Origin of the sequence: Hydrogenimonas thermophila, assembly GCF_900115615.1 — a bacterium.
Lineage (GTDB): Bacteria > Campylobacterota > Campylobacteria > Campylobacterales > Hydrogenimonadaceae > Hydrogenimonas > Hydrogenimonas thermophila.
In genome coordinates this window covers 100446-124048 of sequence record NZ_FOXB01000005.1, presented here as the reverse complement: position 1 = coordinate 124048, position 23603 = coordinate 100446, and the positions used below count along the sequence as shown (strand labels likewise).

The window sequence follows — 23603 nt, the reverse complement described above, 5'->3', positions numbered from 1 at the left end:
TTAAAAAAATACCTTTACATCCATATACAGTTGCATTTTTAGGTGGAGTTCTTCTTGTAATATTGGCATTGATTTTTGGAGATATATATCTTGGGCTTGGACTTGAAACCATAAAGAATACTCTTAACCATGATCCTTACTTTTCAAAAGATATCCCTTGGTACGCTTTTTTACTCAAAACTCTCTTTACTTCAATTACTCTTGGTGTAGGAGGAAGCGGAGGAATAATTACACCAATTTTCTATATTGGTGCTACAAGCGGACATCTATTTGGTCAATTAGTTGGAAATGATCATATTGCACTATTTGCAGCACTAGGATTTGTAAGTGTTTTGGCGGGAGCTGCCAATGCACCTATTGCAGCAACAATTATGGCAGTTGAGCTTTTTGGGCTTGAAATAGCACACTATGCTGCATTGAGTGCGGTTATAAGCTTTTTAATCACAGGACATAGAAGTGTATTTCCATCACAAATTCTTGCAATGAAAAAATCTGAAATGTTAGATGTTACAGTAGGAGAAGAAGTTGAAAAAACTGAAGTAGATCTTGAAGATACGGAAATTGGAAGAATTAAAGATATAAAAGAGCGTATAAAAAGACGTAGAGAAAAACTAAAAAAGAAAAAAATACGTAAAACAAAAGGAAACTCTTAAATATGGATATTATCATTGCCGGTGCAGGAAGAGTAGGATTTAATCTATCTCGCACACTATCAATTGGTCACAATGTTACAGTAATAGACCAAAACTCTGAAGCTCTGCGCAGATTACAAGAAAGCTTGGACATTCTTCCTATCAATGGTGATATTGAAGATCCTCTTACCTATAAAAAACTCATTGACAAACGGGCTGATCTTTTTATTGCTGTAACAGATGTAGATGAAGCAAATCTTATATCTACACTGATTGCAGGTGATACAATTGATGTAAAAAGAAAACTTATTCGCCTAAAAAACCAGTTTTTTGCCAAAAGCTCTATTAAGGAAAAACTCGGAATTGATGAAGCTATTTTTCCTTTGGAATTAACATCTCAAACAGTTGCTATGCTAATGGAGTATCCTAAGGCAAACAATGTAAAATCATTTAAGCATACAAATTTTAAACTAATCTCTGTCAGAGCCTCTAGTATTTCAGAACCAACTACCATTACTCCTGATGGATTTTCAATAGTTGGTATTGAAAGAGGTAAAAAGTTTTTTATACCTAAGCAAAATGATCCAATAGAGCCAGAAGATTTGGTTTATCTTTTTGGAGATGATGTAAAAATAGGTTCATTATGTAAAAAATTTGAAACTCATACACCGCAAACTATTAACAGGTGTGTAATTTTTGGAGCAGGAGAACTTGGTGTAGCCATTGCAAAAGTACTAATTGATAATGGTAAAGAGGTAAAACTTATTGAAAAAGATCTATCTCTTTGTGAAAAAGCAGATGAAGTGCTTAAAGGTGAAGCAATGGCAATAAGCTGTAAATATGGCACAAAAACTCTGTTTGAAGAGGAAGGGTTGCAGTACGCAGATATGATGATTGCAGCAACAAACAATGATGAATATAATATTATAAAATGTTTGGAAGCAAAAGAGCATGGTATCCAAAAAGTTATTGCTATAAATAATGAGATGGAGTACTACAATCTAATGCATTCACTAGGAATTGTAGTTGTAAGAGGTCCTAAAATGAGTGCTTATAATGCAATTTTAGAGAGTATCTACTCTAGCGGTGTTGTGATGGAAAGAAAATTTTGTGGAGGTAAAGGCACTATATATTTACGTAAAATTTTTCTAGGCTCAGAATTGCTGAGTAAAAAGATAAAACCATTAAAAAAACCAGATAATATAGCAATATTTTTACTTCGTGATGATTTTATGATTCCATTAACAGAAAAAATTGAGTGCCAAGAAAATGATGTAATTGTTGCATTCTGTACAGAAGAGATAGCACCTAAAGTAAAAGTTTGGATTTATGGATTATAAAAGTATTTTCAAATTAGTCAGTTTCATAGGTATAACACTGGGAATCTTTTTTTTATCAGATATTTTGATAGGAGTCATATATAAAGAGTCATTCAATACATTTATGATTTTTGATTTTATATTTATTTTTATAAATCTTATTATACTGATAACATTAAGAAACCATACAATTACTCTTAAAATAAGAGAGAGCATCCTTACTGTAAATATTCTGTGGATTCTACTTGGTGTTGCTGGAGCTATTCCTCTATTGCTATATACACACGTCTCATTTGCATCAGCATTTTTTGAAGCAATCAGTGGATTTACAACAACAGGAGCAACAATTTATCAAGATATTGAATCTCTTCCTCATATGATTCTTTTTCACCGAAGTTTAATGCATTGGCTTGGAGGAATGGGAGTTATTGTTCTTGGAATAGGTCTGCTTTCTGTGATTAACCCCACAGGAAGCTTAAGCCTTTTTAAAGCTGAATCTACAGGTATTCAGATGGAAAAACTAACTCCTAAAATTAAAGATACTGCGTTGAGTCTTTGGGTAGTTTATATACTATTTACATTAACAGATACATTGCTGCTTAAATTTTTTGGAATGAATTGGTTTGATGCAATAAATCATGCTTTTTCAACCATATCTACAGGAGGTTTTTCAACTAAAAACAGTTCACTGGGATCATTCAATAATGATGGAATTATCTGGACTACTACATTCTTCATGATACTTTCAGGTATTAACTTTCTTGCACATCTGAAATTTTTCTATAAAGATAACAGCGGGTACAAAAGTGAAGAGGTTCAATGGTATCTTTTAATGTTCTTTATTTTAGGAGCAACCCTCACAATAGTTCATACAAAAATTTGGGGAGACACTATATATGATGCTTCAAAGCATGCATTTTTTACTATTGCATCAGTTATGACCACAACAGGATTTGCTACAGTAGATTATGGGAAATGGAGTCAATTTGCAATAGCAATAATTTTTATTGCCATGTTAATAGGAGGAAATGCAGGCTCTACAGCAGGCGGTATAAAGGTAGTTAGACATGTAATAATTTTTAAAACTCTTTTTGCCGAGTTTAAAAGAATCCTGCATCCTAATGCACTTATCTCCATCTACATTGATAAACAGAACTTAAAAGAGCGTGTACTGTCTACTACTTTTGGGTTCTTCTTTCTATTTACAATGACCGTTGTTTTTTTAAGCATTTACATATATGCAAGAGGTTTCGATACAATGACATCTATTTCAGGAGCTATAGCAATTGTTGGAAATATTGGTCCAGGGTTTTCTCATGTTGGTCCTGCTGAAAATTTCTCATTTTTTAGTGATATTGACAAACTTGTATTCTCTTTTGGTATGATAGTAGGAAGGTTAGAGTGTTTTACTGTTTTTATTCTATTTAGTAAAGCATTTTGGAAAAAATTTTAATTAGAAGGAGGATTCCATGTCAACTATTCATATAGTATGCCCACATTGTCATAAAACCAATAGAATTCCAGTTAAAGAGAGTTACAATAAAGCAAATTGCGGTCATTGCCGTCAATCACTTCTTGACACACATCCTATTGAACTAACACCTCAAACATTTAATACACATATTCAAAACAGCGATATTCCCGTTGTAGTAGATTTTTGGGCTCCTTGGTGCGGTCCTTGTCGTATGATGGCACCAGCTTTCGAAGAGGCAGCAGCACAATTCCCTTTAAAAGCACAGTTTGCAAAAGTCAATACAGAAGAGTACGGACAGTTAGCAGCTCCATTTGGCATTAGGGGTATTCCTACTATCATAATTTTTAAAAATGGACAAGAGGTTGATCGGGTAAGCGGTGCTCTTTCTGCCGGACAAATTGTTCAACTGGTATCACGTCATATAGGCTAAAAAATGAGATTTATAATATCTATACTTCTTGTTTTCACAATAGTTTGGAGTATAGATTATTCCGATAGAAGTACGCAAGAGCTCATAGCTTCTCTTGCATATGAAAAGAGTACTAATATACCAATCATTTTACACGAACTAAAAAAAAGGGAGTTGACAATGTCTCCGAAAGAGAAAAAAGAGTATAAAAAGGTTTTAAAAAAGTTAAAAGATGAGTCACAAAAGTAAAATATTCCTTCTTGAAGATGACACAAATCTATCTGATACGATAACAGAGTTTTTAGAAGATGAAGGTTTTGAAGTAGATACTGTTTTTGACAGTGAAGAAGCAGAAGAGAAGCTATATGAAAACAATTATGACCTTCTGCTTCTGGATGTAAATATTCCAGGTAAAAATGGTTTTGAAATTTTAAAAGAAGCAAGAAAACAAGGAATTGATACACCTGCAATATTTATAACTTCACTAAATTCAATTGAAAATTTAGAAGAAGGATACGAAAGCGGTGCAGATGACTACATTCGAAAGCCATTTGCACTAAAAGAGCTTCTTTTGCGCATTACAACACTTTTAAAAAGAAGTTTTTCACATAAGAACAGTCAGCTTATAAAGATTTCTCAAAATATCGAGTATGACACTATAAGCAATACTTTATATATGAACGGTAAACCTGTATCTTTGCAACCTAAAGAGTTATTACTTTTAAAACTATTTTTGAGCCATCCAAATGAGGTAATTGCTCACGAAACCATTTATGATAGGTTATGGGGATATGATGAAATACCAAGCGAATCAGCACTTCGTACCTACATTAAAAATTTGCGAAAAGTGATAGGAAAAGAGAAAATTGTCAGCATTAAAAGATACGGATACAAATATTTACCAGAGTGAAAGACAAACTCTCATACGCTTCCTAGGACTCTATACTTTTTTGGCACTGCTCATTGTAATTTTAGGATCAACTATCTACTATAAACTACAAAAAGATTTAATGCTTCAAACAAAACGTTTAGAACTTGTGGAGTTTTCAAAAGAGCTAATAGATGGATTGAAGCTTCTTCACATATATTTTGACCGTTATCGTACCTATCCACGTAATCCACTTTACCGATCAGCCATTTATGATGCCGATAAAGTACAGATATTCTCAACACTTAAAGATAATGAGAATGTAAATCTAGATAAAGTCATCTACACAACAGATAAAGCTATACACTACATTCATATTTTAGACTCTTACTACCTTGGTGCAAAATATGTTGTAGTTGAAATCGATAATAATGGCAAATGGTTTATTCAAACTTGGAAAGATATATTTATATACTCAAGCTTGTTGCTCATACTCTTTTTACTTGCAGGTATTGTACTGGTTCGCCTTTTCCTCGCTCCTATGCGAAATGCTATCAATCTGCTTGATCGTTTCATAAAAGATACAACACACGAATTAAATACACCGGTAAATGCTATTTTGAGCAATATTGAAATGATTGATAAAGAGAAGCTTGATCCAAAACTGGAAAAAAAGATTAGACGTATTGAAATTGCAGCAAGGACAATAAGCAATATTTATCAAGACCTTACATACCTAATATTACACCATAAAATAGCTTCACAAAATCAAGAGATTGATATTAGTCAGCTAATAAAAGAGCGTATAGACTATTTTAAAATTCTAGCTGATTCTAAAAATATTTTGATTAAAACTGATATAAAACTAAATATAAAGTTATATATTGACAAAGGAAAGTTTACCAGACTGTTTGATAACCTCCTATCCAATGCAATAAAATACAATAAAAGAGGCGGTGAGATTTTTATTTTTTTAGAAGAAGGCAAACTTATAGTTAAAGATAGTGGTAAAGGTATGAATGAAAAAGAGATAAAAGAGGCATTTAGTCGTTACAAACGATTTGATACAACTGTTGGAGGCTTTGGAATTGGTCTTAATATAGTTAGCTTGATTGCAAAAGAGTATAACTTAAATATAAAAATAGACTCTCAAAAAGGGAAAGGATCGGAGGTTATCATTAGATGGGACGATTATATTTAATTTTATTGATTATTTTAATCAATTTAAATGCAGATAATAGTGTATATGAAAAAAATTGTATACCTTGTCATAAAAAACTTCCTGTAAGCATTGATAAATTTTTTTTCAACTATCTTCTTAAATATAGTAGCGAACGACGAGTTAAAGAGGCTCTATATAAATTTTTAAAAAACCCTACAAAAAAGGAGTCTCTAGCATCAGAAGAGTTAATAAACCAATATGGATTAATGCCTAAGGTACAACTTGGTGAAATTGAGTTACATAAAGCAATAGATATATACTGGGAAAAGTACAAAGTATTTGGTAAAATAAAATAGTTTGTGATAGAATCATTTCCACGATTACTTCACAATTGTTTTTTACAATGTGGGTATCTAAAGGATATCATCTAAATATATCCTTTAATAAATTAGGAGGCATAAATGAAAAAGCTACTTACAATGGTTGCAGCAGGATTTGTTGCAATGAGTTTCATGGCAACTTCTGCATCTGCAGATGTAGCTAAAGGTCAAAAGATCTATAGCAAAAAAGTAAAAAAACTTTGTGGATTCAATGGTGCAAAGTTTGCTGCTAAACACTCTCAAGATGAGTGGGAAGAGATTTATGAAGATGGAAAATTTGCAGAAGAGATGGGTAAACTATGCCCAAAAGGTGCAAAAATTTTCACTAGTGACAAATTTAAAAAATATTTGAAAGATCTTTATGATTTTTCATATGAATATGCAAATGACAGTGGAAACGTTCCATCTTGCTAATTGTAGTTGATTTTATCAAAGATAATCTACTATAACAACTAAAATTATTTAAAAGGAGATAAAAATGAAAAAAATTACTCTTGCTCTTATGTTAGCTGGCGCAGCAAGCCTTGCAATGGCTGATGGAGCTGCTCTATTTAAAAAATGTGCTGGATGCCATGGTGCACACGGTGAGAAACATGCTCTTGGAAAATCTGCTGTTATCGCAGGTATGGATGTTGCTACTATTGAAAAAGATTTAAAAGGATACAAAGCAGGAACTCTTAACAAGCATGGAATGGGAATGCTAATGAAAGGTCAAGTTGCTTCTCTTAGCGATGCTGACATCAAAGCTCTTGCAGAGTACATTCACGGATTGAAGTAATTTCAATTTACGGAAACGTTATAAGACGTTTCCGTTATAGTTATATAAACTTTCTAATTGCTTTTTTCATACCTTCAGAGAGTTTATCCATATTTTCTAAGCTCCATCTTAAATAACCAATATCAAACTTAGCAACCTCTTCAACACTTTGACCTTTATATTTGCCAAATGGAAATAGCCACACGGCTTCAACTTCAGTTAATTCAAGTGCTCTTTGAAGTGTGTACTTCCAATCTTCATCTAAACTATCTTCACCATCCTTTTCCATTAACATCCACTCCAAATAACCTGGATCTTTCTTTGCAACTTCTATAATATCTTCACCCTTATATTTACCAAATTTAAATGTTTTATACATTATAGGTTTTTTTGTTAACTCTACAAGCTCTTCAACACTATGTTTTGCTAAAAGATAATCAAGTAAAAGCTTCAAAACCAAAACATCACCAAGTGCATCATGTGCCTGTATCTTAAGTCCAATTGATTTTGCCTCTTTTGCTTCACTTTTATAGAGACCAAAAGCATATCGAACATACTGTAAACCGTGTGACTCAAGATCAGGATATAGATGACGTAGACAACGAAGTGTATCTATTAAAGGCATTTGAGGAACAAATCCCTCTTTTTCCAGCATTGCTATATCAAAAGGAGCATTTTGAATGACCAGTACATTTCCCGGACTGTTAAGCTCTTGAAGGTTTTGATAACTTTTTGTCTCTATACAAATAGGTTTTTTCTCAACCATTTCATTGGTAATGTGATGTACAGCCATTGCTCCAAAAGAGATTGGAAGAGGAGGTTTACAAAAGTCTTCATATACCTCATCTATCTGTGTTCCTACCAAATTAGGAACTGCTACAATATATGCTAACTGACAAATACGATCTTGCTCTTCTGCACCAGTAGTTTCTGTATCAAGTATTACAAATTTCATGCTTTTAAACTTTTCCTAAAATCTTTTTCTCAATTTATCAAAAAATAGTTTTTAATATGGTAAAGTTACGCAAAATAAATTCAGGAGTATTTATGAATCTTGTCATTACACCTTATGATCCAGATAATCTTCCAAAAGAAGAGGAGATTCCATTACCTGATCCTCGTTTCTATAATGCAATAGGAGGAGATGAAGGATTTAAAAAAGTTATAAGTATTTTTTATGACAGAATAGTAGAGAGTGATATCTCATTCTTTTTTCCACAAGAGGAAGAAGAGATAGAGAAGATCAAACGTCACAACGGTAAATATTTTGCAGAAATCAGCGGTGGACCAAAACGATACAGTGAAGAGATAGGACATATAGATCAGATTGAAATGCATAAACCTTTTAGCATAAATGAAAAACATCGCGATGAGTGGCTAGGTACTTGGCGTGAAGTTTTGCAAGAGTTTGCTAAAGATGTTGAGCCAGAGCTTGTAGAGTCATATTTTAACTATTTGGTAGAGTACTCTAAACTGCTTATTAACCGACCTAGAAATGCACGTGCATTTGAAGATCTAGCTAAGGTGTAAAAGAGTTACTCTCATCATAAAACCATCGGCCTTTGCGTTTGACAAAGGCTGAAACTTCATGCAATACTTCTATTTTACCTTCAGCTTCAAACCATGCTTTAAACTCTACAACTCCCTTTTTATCAAGAGCTTTTCCACGTTGAGTACGCACAATTTCTAGTTTTACAAATTTTACACGTTCCATCCACTCTTCTATTGCAGTTTTATTGTCTAATACAAGCGCTGTATGCACTATATAATCAACTTTTTTCATGGCATATGCACTATATCGAGATCTCATCAATGCTTCAGCTGTTGTAGGAGCTGCATCTCCTTTATGGTACTTTCCACAACACTCATCATATGTTTTACCTAAACCACAAGGACAATCAATTTGCATGAATAGTTCCTGTATGTAAATCTACCCTAAGAGACTCAGGCGTTTTTAGAAAGTAATAAACCAAATAGACAATAAGTCCAATCCCAGCAAGCGAGAGCCACAAAAGTGCAGCTCCTACGCTAAACTCTCTACGAGAGACTATAAGAGTATTTTTTTTCATATCTTCTATTTTATAGTTGTTTTGTGTAAAGAGGTCAATTATACGGGTCATCTTTTCTCTATCAAGAAGTTTTGAATCATTCACTACCTGCATTAGATAATTTTGCATTTTTGAAATGCCATCTTCTTTTAACCTCTTTTCATAAACTAAAACTACTGCACCAGCCAAAGCTGCTACTAAAAGAAATAGAAGTGTCAATCTTCACTCTTTTCTATAATTTCATTAAAAACAATTCCACGAATCTTTCTTGCTTGATAATCTAGCTTATGAAACAGTTCATAAACTTTTTGGGCATCAAGCATAACTTTACCGCTGAAATCATAAATTCCTGTATTTGTATTTTGTGGAATATGTTCATCTAAAAACTTATAAAACTCATTCCGTCTCTCTTCATAAGCTTTCAACTCTTTCATAATTGCATCTTTTTCCATTTTTTCCTCCCACTTTTTTCTCTGATTATACTATACTTTCAGCTATGATTTCACTACTAATTTCAATACTCGGTATCTATTTTTTTGTTATGCTAGGTAGCATAGCCAAATGGCACTTTAAAAATGAGTTGCAAGAACGCTCTTTGATTCTTGTTTCAGTCTATATTTTACAACCATTTTTAACCTTCTGGGGACTGACAACAAGACCTTTTGAGCCTGATATTTTTGAAGCACCTATATGGTATCTCATAATTGTTTTAAGCTTTTTTACCATAATGCTGCCTATAGGCAAAATGCTCTTTAAAGATAAGAAAAAAAGGGCAATATTTCTTATCTCTTCACTCGTTGGAAATACTGCAAACCTTGGAATACCACTGGGAATTGCCATATTTGGTGAAGAGAGTGTACCATATACAACAATGATCAACCTTGCAAATGTCTTTTTTGTAAATACAATAGGAGTCTATATATACTCCTCTGGAAACTTCAGTCCAAAAGAGTCACTGATGAATGTTATAAAAATGCCTATTTTATGGAGTGCCATTGCTGCTTTAATAGTTAATTTCTTAAATGTTCAGATCCCTGAATCTATTGCAGAAAACTTGAAACTAGGAGCTTATGCATCTATTGTCATACAACTTTTGCTATTTGGAATTTACCTATCACAAGTAAGAGTTGAACATATTGACTGGCTTTTGGTAAAAACAGTAGGTCTTATAAAATTTTTCTTACTTCCTGGTGTTTCGTGGATTTTATTAAAAGGAACATCAATAGAACCTTTTATTGCATCTGTTTTGTTAATGGAGCTTATAACCCCTTTGGCAATTGCTAATGTAAACTTTGCTGCCCTATTCCACTGTCGTCCAAAGGATGTAGCTGCACTTGTATTTGTAACCTCTCTATTTTTCTTAATCTACTTTGCTGTTATTTGGCCAATAGTTCATTGATAATGTTATACATCATAAACAACAACGCCGTACTTATCATCAATACGATAAAACCGGCAATCTGGAGTGATCTCAAGACGCTCCAGTCGATCTAACTGAATTATAGATCTCCTGCCTACTTGAATCTGATTTTCAAGAAAAAAACGGCGAATATTTACAAATTTTACATCACAAACAAACTTATACTCAAAACATTTATGAAGTTTCATCTGTTTTGTATTGAAAATATGTACATCTGTTCCCAACATTCCAGCTGCATACTGAGTAGGTAAATAACCACTTAAATCTGTCAAAATTGGCTCAACATGAGCATACTTTTCAGGTAAGCTATTTTTTTGTAAAAAGATATATCGACCAAGTTTTATATGAGGTGTTGATGGCCAAAATGTGTATGCTGGATTACTAAGCCCCAAATGCTCCCTCACCTCTTTCCATAGCCAATGCTTATCTAGAATATTGTAAAAAATCATAACAACTCTATTTTTATATTTTAAAAAATTATAGCATATGCATAAACTAACTTTACTATAAGTCAAATCAGAATTTTAGCAAATAGTTTAATTAAAAATTCATCGATTTATCTTTATAGTTTCGAAATGCACGAAATAGATTTCAAAGATTTAGTAGAAAATAGTGATGATATCATCTGGCAAACAGATGCGGAAGGGCGTATAACTTACATCAATAGAGCTGTAGAAAGAGAGCTTGGCTATAAACGTGAGGAGATTTTAGGAGCTTTAATTCCTCCTTATATTCCAAAAAAAGAAAAAGTTGGGTTTGAAAAAATATCTTACTATTTAAGAAAAGTCTCTCCACGAAGTTTTGAAGGATTGATTCAACCAAGACAACATAAAGATGGTCGTATACTATTTTTTGAGATGAGAGGAAAACCTTTTTTTGATAAAAATGGAAAACTTCTTGGATATAGAGGAATAAATCGAAAACTTCCTTATGGAATAACTACAAAAAAGATACTAAATAAGCAAATTATTGCTGAACATTTAATTCTTGAGTCAATTGTAAATACTCTTCCTATTCGTATTTTCTGGAAAGATAAATATTTTCGATACCTTGGAGCTAATCGTCTTTTTCTACAAGATATTGGAATTAACACTCTTGAAGAGCTGATAGGCAAAGATGACTATACACTTCTAAAATCTGAAAATGCAGAAGTTTGCAGAAGAGGAGATTTACAAACTCTACATACTGGAAGAGACATATATGGAATAGAAGAGGTTATCTATACTAATGATGGTAACAAAATATACATTTCACTTTACAAAACTCCTCTTAAAGACAAATTTGGCAACATTTTTGGAATTTTAGGAGCTTATATAGATATAACAAAACTTAAAGAGCAGGAAATTCAACTAAAAGAGAATACTTACCGACTTAAAGAAGCCCAACAAATGGCAAAAGTTGGTTATTGGGATTTTAATCTTTCAGATCAAACTATACAATTTTGTATAGAAACTTATAGAATTTTTGGATATGCCCCTTCTGAAAAATCAATAACACTTAAAACATTTCTTCGGCACATTATTCCTGAAGATAGAGATACCCTACTCCAAAAAGTAAAAAAAACTATTGAAAATAGAGATATTGAATATGACAATATCTTTAAAATTATTAAAAAAGATAGAACAGAAGCCATTTTACATTCACGTGCAAGAGTTATATATGATGAAGGAGATAAACCTATTCAGATAAGAGGAATGATACAAGATATAACTGAATCATACAAATTGCAAAAAGAGAATGAAGAGAAGCAAGCACTACTAATGCACCAAACACGTCTGGCACAGATGGGACAGCTTTTAAATAATATTGCTCATCAATGGAAACAACCTCTTGCTGAACTAAATGCACTAATTTTAGATATGGATACTGATTTTAGTCAAAATAAGCTTACAAAAGAGAGTTTTAACTGCTATTTTGAACAGTTTGAGAAAATAACAGAATTTATGGGTGATACAATCAAAAGTTTTCAAGAATACACAGCTCCTTCAAAAGAGTTAACTCTGATTGAACCAATAAAAGTACTAGATGAAGCACTAATAATGTTACGTTCACGTATTAAAGAGATTGGTGCAAATGTAAATATTAAACGAAGCAACAATGTAAAAATAGTTGGAACAAGACAAGATATACTTCATCTTTTTTTGGTACTTATAAATAATTCACTTGATGCTTTCTATTATCGTAAAATTCAATATCCAAAAATAGATATAACATTTAAAATATTTACAGAAGAAGATATACACAGATGTGAAATTTCTGTTAGTGATAACGCCGGTGGAATAGAACCTCACATAGCAAAACAGATTTTTGATCCATACTTTACTACCAAATTCAGAGAGAAAGGAAGAGGCATAGGTCTTTATATTGCAAAAATGATTGTAGAAAATCGAATGCAAGGCTCACTTAAACTTATTGATGCAAGAAAAAGCTTATTTAAAATTGATTTGAAAGGTGTTATATGAACCAAAAAAAGGGGTATACTGTTCTGTTTGCAGAAGATGAAGAGATTATAAGAAAGGCTTACCTAAATTTTCTTTCATACTATTTTGAAAATGTTATTGTGGCAGAAGATGGCAAAGAAGCATTTGAGCTATATAAAAAATATAATCCAGACCTTGTAATTACAGATATTGTAATGCCTAAAATAGATGGGTTAACATTAATAAAAATGATACGACAAAATGATGATATTACAAGAACAATCCTTTTAACTGCATACAGCGAACAAGAACAACTACTCAAAGCAACTGAATTAAATATTACAAAATACCTTATAAAACCTGTAAGAAAACAGGCTTTTAAAGAAGCACTTGATCGGGCTATTTCTCAACTGGAAAAAATCAATGATTCTATTTTATCACTTATTGGAAACTTCTCTTTTCATAAAAAAGATCAATTACTTATGTACAATGGGGAGCCTATTCCTCTAAGCAGAAATGAACAACTATTTATTTCCATTCTTACATCGGAACCAACCTGCTTTTTTCCTATTGCAAAAATCAGTGAACAATTTTACTTAAGGTACAATAAAGATTTAAGTAATGATGCTATTAAATCACTTATTAAGCGTCTGAAAAAAAAGCTTCCTGATAAATTAATAGAGAATCGCTTCGGTATGGGGTATCGAATTTTAAAATAACTTTTTTACTCTCATTTTTAGTAGTGACACTTTTTTGACACTTTTAATCTTTTATAATCCTATTCGATATTTAAGTTCTAAGTTTTTATTATAACAGAGCAGTCAATGAAAAGAGTCCTATTAATGAAAAAACATTACAGTATACTTATTAAAAAACTACAAAAATTTCATAAACATAATGCACTTATGCATAATTACAATCTTAAATTCAGTGAAGATGCCATTCTTGATGAAATTGAAAAATTTATCAAAACATTTGAAATAGCACCATGTTCTATTGAAACAGCAGCAGATAAACTTTGCAAAATATTTGTAAAACATGATATTCCTTTTGCAATTTTATCAGATGATCTAGAAATTATTAAAGATACACTAATCTCTACCGTTGAACCTAAAAGAGTAGAAGAGATAAATAACTATTTTGCAGAGTTAAAAAACAGTATCGCTTTTAAGTTTCTCATTATGGCAGCAAAACGACATGAGCCAATTATCTCTGGAAGTTACAAAGAAAAAATACTATATAAGATACATGCTGAATGGCAAGAAAATTTACGCAATGCTATTATTGAAAATGATATGAGTAAATTTCCTATATATGATAGCATCTCATGTCCTTTTATAGCTGCACTTAACTATCCAGAGTCTAAAATGGTTTGTAATGAATTAAATATTTGCGAATATTTACGTTCTACACATACAAAACTGCACGAGCTAGCAGCTACCTTTGCTTATCTACTTACACAAAAGCACTATAAATCGGCATATATACTTTATAATGAAATAAGAGAATATAGTGAACGACTGATGAATCTAATAGGTGTTCTCTACTTTAATGCACAACTTGATAGAACTAAAACATTTAAAAGATACATTCATAAAGCCATTCCTACACAAAAACAATCTTATATTGCTGTATTTGACATTTATAGTATGAAACATATTAATACTTTCTATAATCCAAAAGTAGGTGATATGGTTATTGAAATGGTAGATCAATCTTTAAAGCAGGTCTATAGTGATAATCAAGAATTTATGGTTTATACTAGAGGGGTAGGAGGAGACTACTATCTCTTTTTTGAAGATTTTTTACTTGAAGATGTTAAAACGGTAATAGATGAATTTAATAAAGACCTTCAGAATAGAATCCAAAATTGCCCTTCTCTTCCAGTTTTTAGTGTAAAACAGGGAGTAATAGAAATAACACCTCCTTTTACTCTGGAAAATGATGAGATAAGAACAATCTTTATCTATCTTAAAGAGAAGCTAAAAAATAGTGAATCACCTCTTTTCTTGACATCAGAGTCAGCTCAAAAAGATATGTTACACTGGATCAATAACCACTATAAGCATATTACATATCTTAAAAAAATGCTTGATAATGGAAATATAGAAATTTTCTTGCAACCAATTTCACGTATTCATAATCCTGATAATATACATGCTTTTGAAGTTCTTGCACGTATTAAAGAGAATGATAAATATATACCTGCAGGGGCTTTCATTGATCTGCTAATAGACATGAAACTTATTGGTCGTTTGGACCACTTGATTTTAGATAAAATCATACACTATAAAGATTTAATCAGTATATTTGCAACCAAGCTTTTCATAAATGTTTCAGCAGATACACTGCTTGAAAAAGATTATGTGAAAAAACTAATAGATGCAATAAGAGGACCTCTTATTGGTACTGAAATAATTGTAGAGTTAACAGAGCAGGTATTGCTGGAAAATTTGGGATTGATTGTAAAACTGCATAAAGAGCATGGGCTTATATTTGCAATTGATGATTTTGGTACCGGATACAGCTCACTTCAAACAGTCATAAAACTTGCAGAAGATGGCATCATACAGTACCTAAAATTTGATGGTTCTCTTACAAGAACAATGGAGCATTCAGAATCAACAAGAAGAATTATTCATATTGCTTCTAAAATGAGCCACTCTTTGGGACTTGAATCTATAATTGAGTGTGTAGAGACTGAAAAACAGCGCAGAGAGCTGGAAGAGTTTGGAATTGAGTATGCTCAGGGCTATTTTATTGGTCGTCCGCAAAGTGTTGAAGCATGGCATTTAAACAGAAAAGAGAAAGGGTATATATAAACTAAAATACAATCTTACCCTCTTCTTGAAGACGGCGAATAATTCCTTTCGCCTTCTCATGACCAGCATGAGCAGCTTTTCTGCACCACTCTAATGCTTTTTCATGGTCTCTTGCAACACCCCAGCCTTTGTCATAAAGCATACCAAGATTATACATTGCTCTTGGATGTCCTTCGTTAGCTGCCTTTTCATACCACTCAAATGCTTTTGCATAATCTTGAGGAACGCCATGACCCTCTTGATACATTGCACCAATAGAGTTTTGAGCTTCTGTATGACCATACCTTGCAGCTGTTTCATACCAACTTGCAGCTCGTTCAAGACTTTTTGGAGTACCTATACCATTTTCAAGCATTTGTGCTACTTCAAACATCGCATGCAGATTACCAGCGTGAGCTGATTTCATAAAATGGTTAAAAGCTGCAGACTCATCGACACTGCCGGCTTTTCCACTACGTAAAATCTGCCCAAGATTAAAGTGAGCTATAGATTGTCCCTGATCAGCTGCCTTTTTATACCATTCAACTGCTTCTTCAAGATTAGCATCACATCCTTCAGCATTTTCAAGCATATAAGCAACCATTGCCTGTGCATCAGCATCACCGTCAATAGCCAACTCTAAAAAGGAATTAAACGCCGATACTTTATCACCATCCTGATAAAGCTTAGATGCCATCTCAAAATATTTACTCATAAAACAACTCCTAAAAATATAAGCCCTACAACTATTCTATAAATCCCAAATGGAATAAAACTATGCTTCTTTACAAAGCTCAAAAACCATTTGATTATAGCTAATGCTACAATAAAAGCGGTTACAAAACCAACGCCAAGTGCCTGAGCTTGAGAAAAATCAAACTCACTATGGTGTTTGAGTATATCATATGCAGTTGCCGCCAACATTGTAGGTACAGCAAGTAAAAAACTAAACTCTGTTGCGGTCTTTCTCTTCAAACCTATTAAAATTCCACCTATTATAGTAGCACCTGATCGAGAAGTACCTGGAACCATTGCCATAGATTGAAAAAGACCAATGAGAAAGGCTTGTTTGTAACTGATCTGTTCCACTGACCCAATATGATGCTCTTTCTCTTTATAAAAGAGTTCAACCAAAATAAAAATTACACCACCAATTACAAGCATATAAGCAACTGTTTCAGGAGCAAATAGAGACTTGATAATCTTATACAAAGTTAAACCAAGTACAGCCGTAGGAATAAATCCGACAATAAGACGTTTCCAAAGCTCCAAGCTATGAAAAATTTTATCTTTAAAAGCAAAGATTACTGCAAGAATAGAACCCAGTTGAATAACAACTTCAAATGTTTTATGGACATCTGTCTGCTCAATTCCTAAAAGGCTTGAAGCTAAAATAAGGTGACCTGTTGATGAGACAGGTAAAAACTCTGTAATTCCTTCTACTATGCCTAAAATTAATGCATCAAACAACTCCATTACAAGCTCCTGACTGTTGAATATATCCCATATAAACACCCTCCTCTTTTAAAAGCTCTTCGTGTGTACCCTCTTCTACAATGCGCCCTTTTTCTAGAACATAAATATAGTCTGCTTTGCGAATAGTACTTAACCTGTGTGCGATCATAATAGTTGTACGTTTTTCAAAAAATGGCTCAAGTGCCTCATAAAGATTGGCTTCAGTATGTACATCAAGAGCAGATGTTGACTCATCTAAAATTGCTATTTTTGGATCAGCCACAATCATTCTTGCAATAGCTATACGTTGTCTCTGTCCACCAGAAAGTTTGATGCCGTCACGTCCTACTACAGTATCTAACCCTTTTTCAAAATCTTCAATTACACTCTTCATTTGAGCCATTTCAAGAGCTTTCCAAATTTCATCTTCAGAAATCTCACGTCCAAGAGTAATGTTAAAACGAATCGTATCGTTAAAAAGTTTTGGACTTTGCAATACAAGGTTTACATGTTCTCGAACTACATCTAATCCAATCTCTTTTACATCAATGCCATTAAAAAGCAATCTTCCACTGTCAATAGGGTAAAAACCTACAATCAATTGTGCCAGTGTTGTTTTACCTGATCCGCTTGCACCAATAAGTGCAATCCTCTGAGACGGCTTTGCTTCAAAACAGATATCTTTCAATATTTGTGTATCTTCAGAGTATCCAAAATTTACATTTTCAAGTTTTACACCAACCTGTTCATCTGTAAATGGGTTTTTCTTATGAGGAAATTCCGGCTCAATTGGCATGTCAAATATTTCATTAATGCGAGCAACTGCCGCTCTGGCATTGTGCAGAGCATACTGAATACCTAAAATATCCTGTACAGGCGTTACCATATACCAAAGATAGCCAAATACTGCTAACATCATTCCGATGCTTAGATCAGAAAATGCAACAGCTAAAATACTTGCAGCACGAAACACTTCATACCCGGCAAGAAAAGTAAGATATGATATACGGTTTGCCGCATCACTCTTCCAACCAAATGCTATACTGCGCTCACGAATATTACGTGCCTTATTGGTGAGTTGTGAAAAAAATCCTTGCTCTTGATTGGATGCTCTTATCTGCCCAAATAGATCAAGTGTCTCTGTCAGTGCAGATTGAAATAGATCTATAGCAAGATTCTCCTCTTTTTTTAGTTTGGAGACTTTCCTAGCCAATTTAGTTGTAAAGGTAATTACAAGAGGATTCAGTATGATGATAAAGAGTGCAAGCCCCCAGTGAATCCAAAAAAGTACACCAGCAATCCCAATAAGCGAAAGTACTGAAATTATCAATCTGCTTACCGTTGAAGCAATAAAAGTATCAATTGTTTCAATATCAGTTACTAGCTTGGAAGAGATAGAACCTGAGTGCGATGTCTCATACGCTTTCATAGAGATTCGTTTAAGATGTTCTAGTGCTTGAACACGTATGCGGTATGTTACATCTTTAGATATTTGCATAAATATTTTTGTCTGTAAAATACTAAGTGCTGTATATAAAAAACGTAAAAAAACAGTTGCAAGCAATATAGTCAACACATAGCCTAATGTATCCATTGGCATTATATGTGTATCAAGCCAATGTGTTAATGTATCACTCTTTTTCAAAAGCACTTCATCAACAAGGACTGGAATCAACAGTGGTGTAGGCACACTTACAAGTGCTGCTAAAATAGCGACAATATTACCTGCTATAAGTGCTTTCTTATAGCTTTTTATCGTATCAAAAATTTTTTTTAAACTAAGAGACATGTGCTAAAATCTGAGTTAAATCTTTTGTATCAATAATAACATTTGCCTCTTTTTTCAATATATCTTTGGCACAAAAAGCTATACGAGTATCAGCATGAGCAAACATACTGCGATCATTGGCACCGTCACCTACAACCAATGTATCTTTAGATGTAATACCCAAAAGAGCCTGAAGTCTTTGCAACATATCACCCTTAGAAAAGTCAAACATCATATCACCACCTACCAAACCGGTAAGCACTCCATCTTTAGAGTGTAAAACATTTGAAAAATCGGCATCAAAACCAAGAATCTCTTTTGCATAGCTTGTTGCATTTCTAAAACCGCCGCTAAAAACAACTACCTTATACCCAAAGCTTTTTAATTCAGCAATTGTCTCTTTAGCCCCTGGCATAAATGGAAGATTGTGGCAGATGGTATCAACCGTTTCAATAGAAAGCCCTTCTAGAAGCTGTACACGTGTTGTCAAGCTTTCAAAAAAGTCCAATTCACCTCGCATAGCACGCTCTGTAATAATTGCAACCTTCTCTTTAAGACCTAAAGGCTCAGCTAAAAAATCTATTGTCTCTCCATCCATCAAAGTAGAGTCAAAATCAAATACAGCTAACTTCATAAAAATTCTCCTAACTATTAACTCGCAAAAACAAAATGATATAATATCGTAAAAAATAGATGGATAAAATAATGTTTGAACAATTCATTGAAAAACTTCAAGATCCAAAAAAGAGCTACATTACGCTTGAAACAACACCAAAACATGATGCGAACTTTATACCGGTTATAGATACAATAGAAAAACTTGGAATTGCCGATAAAGTAGATGGTTTCAGCACTACAGATAACCCCCTGGCAAAACTGAAATTTAACTCAATTATTGCAGCAATGCTTCTTCAACAACGTTTTAAAAAACCGGTTCTAGCTACTATGAGTATGCGTGACAGAAATAAGATAGCACTACAGTCGGACCTGCTTGGGGCTAACAATATAGATGTACGTACCATTCTTGCTCTTACAGGAGACCCTGCAAAAATAAGTGATCAACCTGCGGCCAAAGGTGTCTTTGAGAGTGATAGTACAATGCTTTTGGATATCATTAAATGTTTCAATGCAGGCATAGATTTTGCCGGTCGTGAATTCAACATTAAACCTCGTCCTATCTACCCTTTTGCAGTTAGCAATGCATTTGCAAAAAACCCAAAAACATTATTGAAAAAATTTACCAAGAAACTTGAACATGGAGCAATTGGCATTATTACCCAGCCTGTTTTTGATAAAGAGAATGCACAAATGCTTCTTGAACTATTTGAAGAAGCTAAACATTTAAGCAATGCAAACAAAGGAACATTGATTATTGGTCTCTTTCCTATAACACGCCTTAAAACTGCACAATTTCTTGCTTCGCATGTACCAGGCATACATGTACCAAAAAGATGGTTAGATATACTCTATACTGCCAACCAAAAAGGTGAATCAGAAGAGGAGAAGAGAGGTTTAGAATTAAGTCAAAAGATTTATGAAGAGATAAAAGAGTTACATCCAAAAATTCACTTAATGACTGCCAACCGTTTCAAGTTGGCAAAACAACTACTAGATGAATGATGAAATTAATTCATCATTCATCACTCATAATTCATAATTTTTTAAAAGTCTCTTTTTAAAAGAGCTTTAACATTTAAAATTGAGATAAGTTTGTTTTCCTGCTTTCCTACACCTTCAATGAGATTATTCTCATCATTTAGTGTTTCAGGTGCTGGATCAATATTTTTCTCTTTAATGCGTGTAGCATGTGTCAATCTGTCTATAACAAACCCGGCAATTTCATCATCTTCTTTAATTACCATATATCTGGTATCTTCACTCTCTTTTGATTTTGAGAGACCAAATTTCATTCTCAAATCAACAAGAGGTAAAACACTACCGCGAAGATTGAAAACACCAAGTACATACCCTGGTGTTTTAGGTACTCGAGTATATTCAATAGGTTTAATAATCTCCTGAATACTTAAAATAGGAACTGCAAACTCTTCATCACCTACCATAAATCCTACTATTTGTACCTCTTTTTCCAAATCAGCTTCATCAGGAGCTTGTTGTTGTTGCTGCTGTTTTTTTAGTACTTGTTCAAGTTGTGTACTCATGATTACTGCTCCACATTAAGATTTATATTTCTTGCAACTACATTCATTAGATACTCTGGAGTATAAGGCTTGGTAATATACTCAGTCATACCAACCTCAACTCCTCTCATTCTATCACTTCGACTAGTTCTACTTGTAACCGCTATAAGTGGAATGTTTTTGAATTTGTTGAATTTTCTAATTTCACTTGCAAGAGTGTAGCCATCCATTCTTGGCATTTCAATATCTACCAATGCCGCATCAAAAATCTTACTTCCATCTTTCATAAGATTTAATGCTTCTACCCCATTGGTCGCTTCTGTTATTGATACACCTAGAGGTGCAAGAGCTTTACGCATAATAGATCTATCTGTTTTACTATCATCTACTATTAAAATATTGTAATCACTTGGCGAAGTTTTCTCTTTCATTGCATCACTTGGCCCTTCAAGGTTTTGAATAGAGCTTTTCACATCTTTTGCCATATTCATCAATGCACCAACATCTACAATAAGAGTGACTCTACCATCTCCTCGAATTGTAGCACCAGCAATACCTTCAATACCTTTAAGGTATTCACCAAGTGACTTAATAACAATCTCTTCTTGACCAACTAGAGAATCAACAATCAATCCAATCTTAGATTCAGCTAAACCTATAATAACAACATATGCATGTTCACCCATACTGAAGACACGTTCTACATCAAAAATATCAGCAAGATGAACAAGTGACAATACTTCATTTCTAAGTCTTAGAACACTTCGCCCTTCAACACTCTGTATCTCATCTGGTGTAATTCGTACTGTTTCAAGAACAGAAGCAAGAGGTACCGCATAAAACTCTTCTTGAACACTAACAAGTAAAGACTGAATAATTGCAAGAGTCAATGGAATTTTAAGTTTAAGAGTTGTACCTTTACCTACTTCAGAATCAATCTCAATAATACCATTTAGTTTTTCAATATTTGACTTAACAACATCCATACCAACGCCACGGCCAGAGACATTTGTTACTTTGGCAGCAGTAGAGAAGCCTGGTTTGAAAATCAGCATATATGCCTCTTTGTCACTCATTTGTTCAGCCTCTTTTTCGCTGATCAAACCTTTTTCCAAAGCTTTCTCTTTTAACATATCTGCATTCAAGCCTTTACCATCATCAACAATCTCAATAATGATATGGTTACCTTCATTATAAGCTTTTAATTGTACAGTACCTTTTGGTGGTTTACCTTTTGCCACACGCTCTTCAGGCGGTTCAATACCATGGTCACAAGAGTTACGAATAATATGTACAAGAGGATCACCAATCTCTTCAACAATAGACTTATCAAGTTCTGTCTCTTCACCGCTAATGACAAGTTCAATCTCTTTATGCAACTCTCTTGAGAGGTCACGTACCATTCTTGGAAACTTGTTGAAAACTTTACCAATTGGCAACATTCTGGTCTTCATAACTGCTATTTGAAGGTCTGTGGTTACCAGTGAAATTGATGAAACAACTTGATTTAACTCTTCAAGGAATTGTTCACCCTCATATCTCTCTTCTACATCATCATAAATTTTAAGAAGTCTGTTTTTACCAAGAACAAGTTCGCCAATAAGGTTCATCAAGTCATCAAGACGCTTAACATCAACACGTATGGTCTGCTCCATTGTAGTTTTTCTCTCTTTTGCAGCAGGAGCAGGTTTAGGTGTCTCTTTTTTTACTGGTGCCGAAGGTGATGGTGAAGGTGCTTTTACCTCTTGCTTGGCTTGTGGAGCTGCCTCTTCAGCCTTCTTCTCTTCTTGAGCTTTTGCTGCTTCTTCTTGAGCTTTCCGTTTAGCTTCTCTCTTTTTACGATCCTCTTCTTGACGTTGCTTCAACAACCTCTCTATCTCTGCTTCCACCTCTTCTTCAGTCATTTCAGAGATATCTTTCTCTCCACTCTCTTCAACTTTTTCACCAGCTTCTTGGGCTTTTCTTTTAGCTTCTCTTTTTTTACGATCCTCTTCCTGACGTTGCTTTAATAACCTCTCTATCTCTGCTTCCACCTCTTCTTCAGTCATTTCAGAGATATCTTTCTCTTCAGTAGAGCTTGGTTCAGATTCTTCTTCAGGCTGTGACTCAGTTTTTTGCTCAGATTCTGACTGAGATTCAGAAACAGAAGATATATCTTCACCTTTTAATACCGCATCAAGTCTTGCTACAGTAGGTGCAACATCTATAGCACCTTCATCAGTTCCAGTCTCTTTGATATGCTCTAAAAGAGCTTTCATCTTATCTGTAGACTCAAGTACAACATCCATAATCTCAGGCGTAATAACCAACTCGCCACGTCTAGCTTTATTTAATACATCTTCCATATGATGTGTAAGATGAGTCAATACATCAAAATTCAAAAATGAACTTGAACCTTTTATAGTATGAGCAACACGGAAAATACGATTCAATAAATCCAAATCTTCCGGATTGCTCTCCAAATCGATCAAATCATTATCGAGCTGTTCGATCATCTCGAACGCTTCAATTAAAAAGTCTTCTAATATTTCCTGAAATTCATCCATCTCTCA

27 protein-coding genes are annotated in these 23603 nt (G+C 33.6%); 16 read left to right on the top strand and 11 right to left on the bottom strand.

What is annotated here, in order from left to right; translation table 11 throughout:
• From BM227_RS03255 to BM227_RS03210, 10 genes are all read left to right on the top strand, one after another.
• On the top strand, window positions 1-653 hold a 653-nt coding region (locus tag BM227_RS03255; protein ID WP_177201969.1), incomplete at its 5' end, for a chloride channel protein.
• Window positions 654-655: 2 nt separating this feature from the next.
• Complete coding sequence (locus tag BM227_RS03250; protein WP_092911146.1) at window positions 656-1972, top strand: NAD-binding protein; 1317 nt, start codon at window positions 656-658, stop codon at window positions 1970-1972.
• Window positions 1962-3404, top strand: coding sequence for a TrkH family potassium uptake protein (locus BM227_RS03245; protein ID WP_092911144.1), 1443 nt, complete (start codon window positions 1962-1964; stop codon window positions 3402-3404). The genes BM227_RS03250 and BM227_RS03245 overlap by 11 nt, the downstream gene beginning before the upstream one ends.
• Before the next feature lie 16 nt (window positions 3405-3420).
• Window positions 3421-3855, top strand: a complete 435-nt coding sequence (gene trxC, locus BM227_RS03240) for a thioredoxin TrxC (protein ID WP_177201968.1) — start codon at window positions 3421-3423, stop codon at window positions 3853-3855.
• A gap of 3 nt (window positions 3856-3858) precedes the next feature.
• Window positions 3859-4083, top strand: a complete 225-nt coding sequence (locus BM227_RS03235) for a DUF1104 domain-containing protein (protein WP_092911142.1) — start codon at window positions 3859-3861, stop codon at window positions 4081-4083.
• Complete coding sequence (locus tag BM227_RS03230) at window positions 4067-4744, top strand: response regulator transcription factor (RefSeq protein ID WP_092911141.1); 678 nt, start codon at window positions 4067-4069, stop codon at window positions 4742-4744. Before BM227_RS03235 ends, BM227_RS03230 begins: the two co-directional genes overlap by 17 nt.
• Entirely contained in the window at window positions 4701-5903 is a 1203-nt protein-coding gene (locus BM227_RS03225) for a sensor histidine kinase (protein WP_092911139.1), read from the top strand. Before BM227_RS03230 ends, BM227_RS03225 begins: the two co-directional genes overlap by 44 nt.
• Complete coding sequence (locus BM227_RS03220; protein ID WP_092911138.1) at window positions 5885-6220, top strand: hypothetical protein; 336 nt, start codon at window positions 5885-5887, stop codon at window positions 6218-6220. The genes BM227_RS03225 and BM227_RS03220 overlap by 19 nt, the downstream gene beginning before the upstream one ends.
• 105 nt (window positions 6221-6325) lie before the next feature.
• A complete protein-coding gene (locus BM227_RS03215; protein WP_092911136.1) occupies window positions 6326-6658 on the top strand; it encodes a cytochrome C in 333 nt (110 codons plus the stop codon).
• A gap of 64 nt (window positions 6659-6722) precedes the next feature.
• Window positions 6723-7022 carry a c-type cytochrome gene (locus BM227_RS03210; RefSeq protein ID WP_092911133.1) on the top strand — a complete coding sequence of 100 codons (300 nt, stop codon included), beginning with the start codon at window positions 6723-6725 and terminating at the stop codon, window positions 7020-7022.
• A 40-nt stretch (window positions 7023-7062) separates the two neighbouring features.
• Here BM227_RS03210 and BM227_RS03205 read toward each other — a convergent pair whose 3' ends face one another.
• Window positions 7063-7956, bottom strand: coding sequence for an exodeoxyribonuclease X C-terminal domain-containing protein (locus BM227_RS03205; protein ID WP_092911131.1), 894 nt, complete (start codon window positions 7954-7956; stop codon window positions 7063-7065).
• A 92-nt stretch (window positions 7957-8048) separates the two neighbouring features.
• On the opposite strand from BM227_RS03205, the gene BM227_RS03200 reads away from it, so the two are divergent.
• Window positions 8049-8531, top strand: coding sequence for a globin domain-containing protein (locus tag BM227_RS03200; RefSeq protein WP_092911129.1), 483 nt, complete (start codon window positions 8049-8051; stop codon window positions 8529-8531).
• Here the strand turns inward: BM227_RS03200 and BM227_RS03195 are convergent.
• The 3 genes from BM227_RS03195 to BM227_RS03185 are packed head-to-tail and all read right to left on the bottom strand — an operon-like array spanning window position 8521 to window position 9501.
• Window positions 8521-8910 carry a YchJ family protein gene (locus BM227_RS03195; RefSeq protein ID WP_218147905.1) on the bottom strand — a complete coding sequence of 130 codons (390 nt, stop codon included), beginning with the start codon at window positions 8908-8910 and terminating at the stop codon, window positions 8521-8523. The genes BM227_RS03200 and BM227_RS03195 overlap by 11 nt on opposite strands.
• Window positions 8900-9268 (bottom strand): hypothetical protein, encoded by a 369-nt coding sequence (locus BM227_RS03190; RefSeq protein ID WP_092911127.1) that lies wholly within the window; start codon window positions 9266-9268, stop codon window positions 8900-8902. The genes BM227_RS03195 and BM227_RS03190 overlap by 11 nt, the downstream gene beginning before the upstream one ends.
• A complete protein-coding gene (locus BM227_RS03185) occupies window positions 9265-9501 on the bottom strand; it encodes a hypothetical protein (RefSeq protein WP_092911125.1) in 237 nt (78 codons plus the stop codon). Before BM227_RS03185 ends, BM227_RS03190 begins: the two co-directional genes overlap by 4 nt.
• 44 nt (window positions 9502-9545) lie before the next feature.
• Here BM227_RS03185 and BM227_RS03180 point away from each other — a divergent pair, with 44 nt between their 5' ends.
• Window positions 9546-10448: an AEC family transporter gene (locus tag BM227_RS03180; RefSeq protein WP_143089684.1), complete on the top strand. Its 903-nt coding sequence runs from the start codon at window positions 9546-9548 to the stop codon at window positions 10446-10448.
• 5 nt (window positions 10449-10453) lie between these two features.
• On the opposite strand, the gene BM227_RS03175 is transcribed toward BM227_RS03180, so the two are convergent.
• The gene (locus BM227_RS03175) at window positions 10454-10918 is read right to left on the bottom strand and encodes a hypothetical protein (protein WP_092911122.1); all 465 of its coding nucleotides are present in this window, start codon (window positions 10916-10918) and stop codon (window positions 10454-10456) included.
• A gap of 126 nt (window positions 10919-11044) precedes the next feature.
• Between BM227_RS03175 and BM227_RS03170 the strand changes: the two genes are divergently transcribed.
• From BM227_RS03170 to BM227_RS03160, 3 genes are all read left to right on the top strand, one after another.
• A complete protein-coding gene (locus BM227_RS03170) occupies window positions 11045-12931 on the top strand; it encodes a PAS domain S-box protein (RefSeq protein ID WP_092911121.1) in 1887 nt (628 codons plus the stop codon).
• Entirely contained in the window at window positions 12928-13608 is a 681-nt protein-coding gene (locus BM227_RS03165; RefSeq protein WP_092911119.1) for a response regulator, read from the top strand. Before BM227_RS03170 ends, BM227_RS03165 begins: the two co-directional genes overlap by 4 nt.
• Before the next feature lie 123 nt (window positions 13609-13731).
• Entirely contained in the window at window positions 13732-15711 is a 1980-nt protein-coding gene (locus BM227_RS03160; protein WP_177201966.1) for an EAL domain-containing protein, read from the top strand.
• Window position 15712: 1 nt separating this feature from the next.
• Here the strand turns inward: BM227_RS03160 and BM227_RS03155 are convergent, their stop codons facing one another.
• The 4 genes from BM227_RS03155 to serB are packed head-to-tail and all read right to left on the bottom strand — an operon-like array spanning window position 15713 to window position 19547.
• Window positions 15713-16405 (bottom strand): tetratricopeptide repeat protein, encoded by a 693-nt coding sequence (locus BM227_RS03155; protein ID WP_092911115.1) that lies wholly within the window; start codon window positions 16403-16405, stop codon window positions 15713-15715.
• On the bottom strand, window positions 16402-17166 hold the full coding sequence (locus BM227_RS03150; RefSeq protein ID WP_092911096.1) for an undecaprenyl-diphosphate phosphatase: 765 nt from the start codon (window positions 17164-17166) through the stop codon (window positions 16402-16404). The genes BM227_RS03155 and BM227_RS03150 overlap by 4 nt, the downstream gene beginning before the upstream one ends.
• A complete protein-coding gene (locus tag BM227_RS03145; RefSeq protein WP_092911095.1) occupies window positions 17153-18934 on the bottom strand; it encodes an ABC transporter ATP-binding protein in 1782 nt (593 codons plus the stop codon). The genes BM227_RS03150 and BM227_RS03145 overlap by 14 nt, the downstream gene beginning before the upstream one ends.
• Window positions 18924-19547 carry a phosphoserine phosphatase SerB gene (gene serB / locus BM227_RS03140; RefSeq protein WP_092911094.1) on the bottom strand — a complete coding sequence of 208 codons (624 nt, stop codon included), beginning with the start codon at window positions 19545-19547 and terminating at the stop codon, window positions 18924-18926. Before serB ends, BM227_RS03145 begins: the two co-directional genes overlap by 11 nt.
• Window positions 19548-19618: 71 nt before the next feature.
• Here serB and BM227_RS03135 point away from each other — a divergent pair, with 71 nt between their 5' ends.
• The gene (locus BM227_RS03135) at window positions 19619-20533 is read left to right on the top strand and encodes a methylenetetrahydrofolate reductase (RefSeq protein ID WP_092911093.1); all 915 of its coding nucleotides are present in this window, start codon (window positions 19619-19621) and stop codon (window positions 20531-20533) included.
• A gap of 41 nt (window positions 20534-20574) precedes the next feature.
• On the opposite strand, the gene BM227_RS03130 is transcribed toward BM227_RS03135, so the two are convergent.
• Both BM227_RS03130 and BM227_RS03125 read right to left on the bottom strand, forming a co-directional pair.
• Window positions 20575-21072 carry a chemotaxis protein CheW gene (locus tag BM227_RS03130; protein ID WP_092911091.1) on the bottom strand — a complete coding sequence of 166 codons (498 nt, stop codon included), beginning with the start codon at window positions 21070-21072 and terminating at the stop codon, window positions 20575-20577.
• Between the two features lie 2 nt (window positions 21073-21074).
• Window positions 21075-23597 (bottom strand): hybrid sensor histidine kinase/response regulator, encoded by a 2523-nt coding sequence (locus BM227_RS03125; protein ID WP_092911090.1) that lies wholly within the window; start codon window positions 23595-23597, stop codon window positions 21075-21077.
• Window positions 23598-23603: the final 6 nt, after the last annotated feature.

Bases quoted from the DNA above. Each gene is read 5' to 3' on its own strand.
- serB (WP_092911094.1), bottom strand. From the start codon at position 19,547: ATGAAGTTAGCTGTATTTGATTTTGACTCTACTTTGATGGATGGAGAG.
- BM227_RS03125 (WP_092911090.1), bottom strand. From the start codon at position 23,597: ATGGATGAATTTCAGGAAATATTAGAAGACTTTTTAATTGAAGCGTTC.
- BM227_RS03205 (WP_092911131.1), bottom strand. From the start codon at position 7,956: ATGAAATTTGTAATACTTGATACAGAAACTACTGGTGCAGAAGAGCAA.
- BM227_RS03145 (WP_092911095.1), bottom strand. From the start codon at position 18,934: ATGTCTCTTAGTTTAAAAAAAATTTTTGATACGATAAAAAGCTATAAG.
- BM227_RS03245 (WP_092911144.1), top strand. From the start codon at position 1,962: ATGGATTATAAAAGTATTTTCAAATTAGTCAGTTTCATAGGTATAACA.
- BM227_RS03210 (WP_092911133.1), top strand. From the start codon at position 6,723: ATGAAAAAAATTACTCTTGCTCTTATGTTAGCTGGCGCAGCAAGCCTT.
- BM227_RS03185 (WP_092911125.1), bottom strand. From the start codon at position 9,501: ATGGAAAAAGATGCAATTATGAAAGAGTTGAAAGCTTATGAAGAGAGA.
- BM227_RS03180 (WP_143089684.1), top strand. From the start codon at position 9,546: ATGATTTCACTACTAATTTCAATACTCGGTATCTATTTTTTTGTTATG.
- BM227_RS03195 (WP_218147905.1), bottom strand. From the start codon at position 8,910: ATGCAAATTGATTGTCCTTGTGGTTTAGGTAAAACATATGATGAGTGT.
- BM227_RS03220 (WP_092911138.1), top strand. From the start codon at position 5,885: ATGGGACGATTATATTTAATTTTATTGATTATTTTAATCAATTTAAAT.
- trxC (WP_177201968.1), top strand. From the start codon at position 3,421: ATGTCAACTATTCATATAGTATGCCCACATTGTCATAAAACCAATAGA.
- BM227_RS03150 (WP_092911096.1), bottom strand. From the start codon at position 17,166: ATGGAGTTGTTTGATGCATTAATTTTAGGCATAGTAGAAGGAATTACA.
- BM227_RS03135 (WP_092911093.1), top strand. From the start codon at position 19,619: ATGTTTGAACAATTCATTGAAAAACTTCAAGATCCAAAAAAGAGCTAC.
- BM227_RS03215 (WP_092911136.1), top strand. From the start codon at position 6,326: ATGAAAAAGCTACTTACAATGGTTGCAGCAGGATTTGTTGCAATGAGT.
- BM227_RS03130 (WP_092911091.1), bottom strand. From the start codon at position 21,072: ATGAGTACACAACTTGAACAAGTACTAAAAAAACAGCAGCAACAACAA.
- BM227_RS03165 (WP_092911119.1), top strand. From the start codon at position 12,928: ATGAACCAAAAAAAGGGGTATACTGTTCTGTTTGCAGAAGATGAAGAG.
- BM227_RS03250 (WP_092911146.1), top strand. From the start codon at position 656: ATGGATATTATCATTGCCGGTGCAGGAAGAGTAGGATTTAATCTATCT.
- BM227_RS03200 (WP_092911129.1), top strand. From the start codon at position 8,049: ATGAATCTTGTCATTACACCTTATGATCCAGATAATCTTCCAAAAGAA.
- BM227_RS03170 (WP_092911121.1), top strand. From the start codon at position 11,045: ATGCACGAAATAGATTTCAAAGATTTAGTAGAAAATAGTGATGATATC.
- BM227_RS03155 (WP_092911115.1), bottom strand. From the start codon at position 16,405: ATGAGTAAATATTTTGAGATGGCATCTAAGCTTTATCAGGATGGTGAT.
- BM227_RS03235 (WP_092911142.1), top strand. From the start codon at position 3,859: ATGAGATTTATAATATCTATACTTCTTGTTTTCACAATAGTTTGGAGT.
- BM227_RS03175 (WP_092911122.1), bottom strand. From the start codon at position 10,918: ATGATTTTTTACAATATTCTAGATAAGCATTGGCTATGGAAAGAGGTG.
- BM227_RS03160 (WP_177201966.1), top strand. From the start codon at position 13,732: ATGAAAAAACATTACAGTATACTTATTAAAAAACTACAAAAATTTCAT.
- BM227_RS03230 (WP_092911141.1), top strand. From the start codon at position 4,067: ATGAGTCACAAAAGTAAAATATTCCTTCTTGAAGATGACACAAATCTA.